The sequence below is a fragment of the Vibrio sp. R11-SG3-ISO3-SZ genome (assembly GCF_059834345.1).
This window is the reverse complement of sequence record NZ_JCBDGX010000159.1, coordinates 1-2,324: the sequence shown is the minus strand read 5'-3', so window position 1 is coordinate 2,324 and position 2,324 is coordinate 1. Positions and strand designations below refer to the sequence as shown.

The window sequence follows — 2,324 nt, the reverse complement described above, 5'->3', positions numbered from 1 at the left end:
TATTGGAAGTGCCAAAGTGGATTCAGTGCTGCGCCAAGAGGTGTTATACCCGGGGCAGAAGGTGAACGTCACCATTCATGTCTATGGCGGTTCGAGTGCGCAAGAGATAGACAACATCGAACTCAAACTCTACTGCCGTTACATCAAAGAAGTGCCGGACAATCACCATAAAAGTGATCACAACGCCGGTCGAATGCGCCGCGTGCCCACCAGTTATACACTGGCGACGTGGACGCTGCCTTACGCGTTTACGATTGAGCCTGGTGAGACGCGCGATTTCGAAGTGGAGTTGGATGTGCCGTGGAATACGCCGGTCACCATTGGTGACTCCAAGGTGTGGCTTGAGACTGGCCTCGACATTGCGATGGCCAAAGATCCGACCGACAAAGACATTTTGACGGTGCGCCCCGATCCTTTGCTTGATGGCATCTTTAGTGCGTTAGAAGCGCAGGGGCTGCGTATTCGTCAGGTGGAGTGTGAAGCGGTGGATGGCTTTGCTCTGCCTTTTGTACAGGAGTTTGAGTTTGTGCCGACCACAGGGCCGTTTCATGGTCGTTGGCGAGAGTTAGAAGTGGTGGCGTATCGCAGTGAAGACGAACTGCAAATGTGGTTTGAAATTGATCGCCACCGTGAAGGGGCAAAAGGGATGCTCGCGAGTCTGCTGGGTATGGGGCAGTTGAAACGCCAGCTTTCCATTCCGCTCAGTACCCCCGCAGAAGAGGCGGGCGAGCAGGTACTGAACTACCTCGATGCGCATTCTTGAGGCTCATATTTGTGCTTGGGCGCGAAATCGACAGTGAGCCGCATCAGCAACCTTATCTAATTTAAGCTTACACTTGTAAGCTGAACATGGCATACTCTGGAGTGTTTATTCTAATGCTCCAGAGTGATGCCTATGTCGACGCTTTTATCCTCTTACAGCCGAGAAGAAGAGCGAGCCAATATGCTCAGCCACGGTCTGGGTTTATTGCTCAGTGTGGTCGGGCTGTTGGCCTTGCTGCTGCGCGCCTTCGAGCAACAGGCGGATGCCTTGTCATGGGTCAGCTATAGCCTGTACGGTGCCAGCATGATACTGCTGTTTTTGGCGTCGACCCTCTATCATGCCATTGATGTGCCGCGTGCCAAACGGGCACTGAAAACCTTCGATCACTGCGCCATTTACTTGCTGATTGCCGGCAGTTACACGCCATTTTTATTGATTGCGCTCAGAACGCCGCTCGCGATCGGTTTGATGGTGGTGATCTGGCTGATTGCCTTGGTGGGTATCGTGATGAAAGTGGCGTTCGTTTATCGCTTCAAACGCCTCTCACTGGTGACCTATTTATTGATGGGGTGGCTGTCGCTGGTGGTGATTTATCAACTGGCGATGACCTTACCGCTGGAAAGCTTGATGCTGCTGGCGATTGGTGGCGTGGTCTACTCACTGGGCGTGGTGTTTTATGTCGCGAAGCGTATTCCCTACAACCACGCCATTTGGCACCTGTTTGTTTTGGCGGGTTGCGCCTGTCACTTCTTTGCCATTTATCAGCTACCGGTCCGATAAGCCCACAGAGGAAGGCCGAGTGCCTATCGGCGCCAAAAGGCGGGGAAGAACAACACGAGCAAGGTGAGAATTTCTAGTCGCCCCATCAGCATCCCAAAACTGAGTAACCACTTGGCGGTGTCGGGCAGGGGAGCGAAATTGCCGGTGGGGCCGATGACACTGCCCATGCCCGGGCCGACGTTGGCGACTGCGGTAATCGCACCAGAAATGCTGGTGATAGGGTCAAGGCCGAGTGCACTTAAGCAACCTGCAATGAAAATAATGGTGATGAAGAACATCAAACCAAACGCCACCACTGAGCGCACAATATCATCGTTGACTGGGCGCTGATTGTAGCGCTGGACGAAGACCCCAGATGGGTGAATCAGTTTCATCATCTGCTTATTGAGCAGCGTAATGGCGATTTGAAAACGGAAGATCTTGATGCCGCCAGAGGTGGAACCCGAGCAGGCGCCCGCCATCATTAAGAAGGCAAACAAGGTGGTCGGCAGCGCGCCCCAGGCGGTGAAATCTTCTAAGCCGAACCCGGTGGTGGTGACCACCGAGACGATGTTAAACATGGAGACTCGCAGCGCATCCGCCACCGCGTAGCCATCACGCACCACCAACCAACTGGCAATGATCACGCTGCTGGCGAGAAACAAAAGGGTGAAACCGCGCACTTGCGCGTCACTGGCGAGCTCATTCAAACGGCGTTTGCGCAGCGCGGAGACAAAAAGCAAAAACGGTAACCCGCCCAAGAACATAAAGAGTGTGCCCACCCAATGCGCGCCATGGGAGA

At 53.9% G+C, this 2,324-nt stretch carries 3 protein-coding genes; 2 read left to right on the top strand and 1 reads right to left on the bottom strand.

Annotated elements, in window-relative coordinates:
• The first annotated feature begins 1 nt into the window (after position 1).
• Both AC6R1O_RS17600 and trhA read left to right on the top strand, forming a co-directional pair.
• Positions 2 to 763, top strand: a complete 762-nt coding sequence (locus AC6R1O_RS17600) for a sporulation protein (RefSeq protein ID WP_500657508.1) — start codon at positions 2 to 4, stop codon at positions 761 to 763.
• 132 nt (positions 764 to 895) lie between these two features.
• Complete coding sequence (gene trhA, locus AC6R1O_RS17595) at positions 896 to 1,543, top strand: PAQR family membrane homeostasis protein TrhA (protein WP_500633438.1); 648 nt, start codon at positions 896 to 898, stop codon at positions 1,541 to 1,543.
• A gap of 23 nt (positions 1,544 to 1,566) precedes the next feature.
• Here trhA and AC6R1O_RS17590 read toward each other — a convergent pair.
• The coding region (locus AC6R1O_RS17590; protein WP_500657507.1) for a TrkH family potassium uptake protein at positions 1,567 to 2,324 on the bottom strand (758 nt) is incomplete at its 5' end.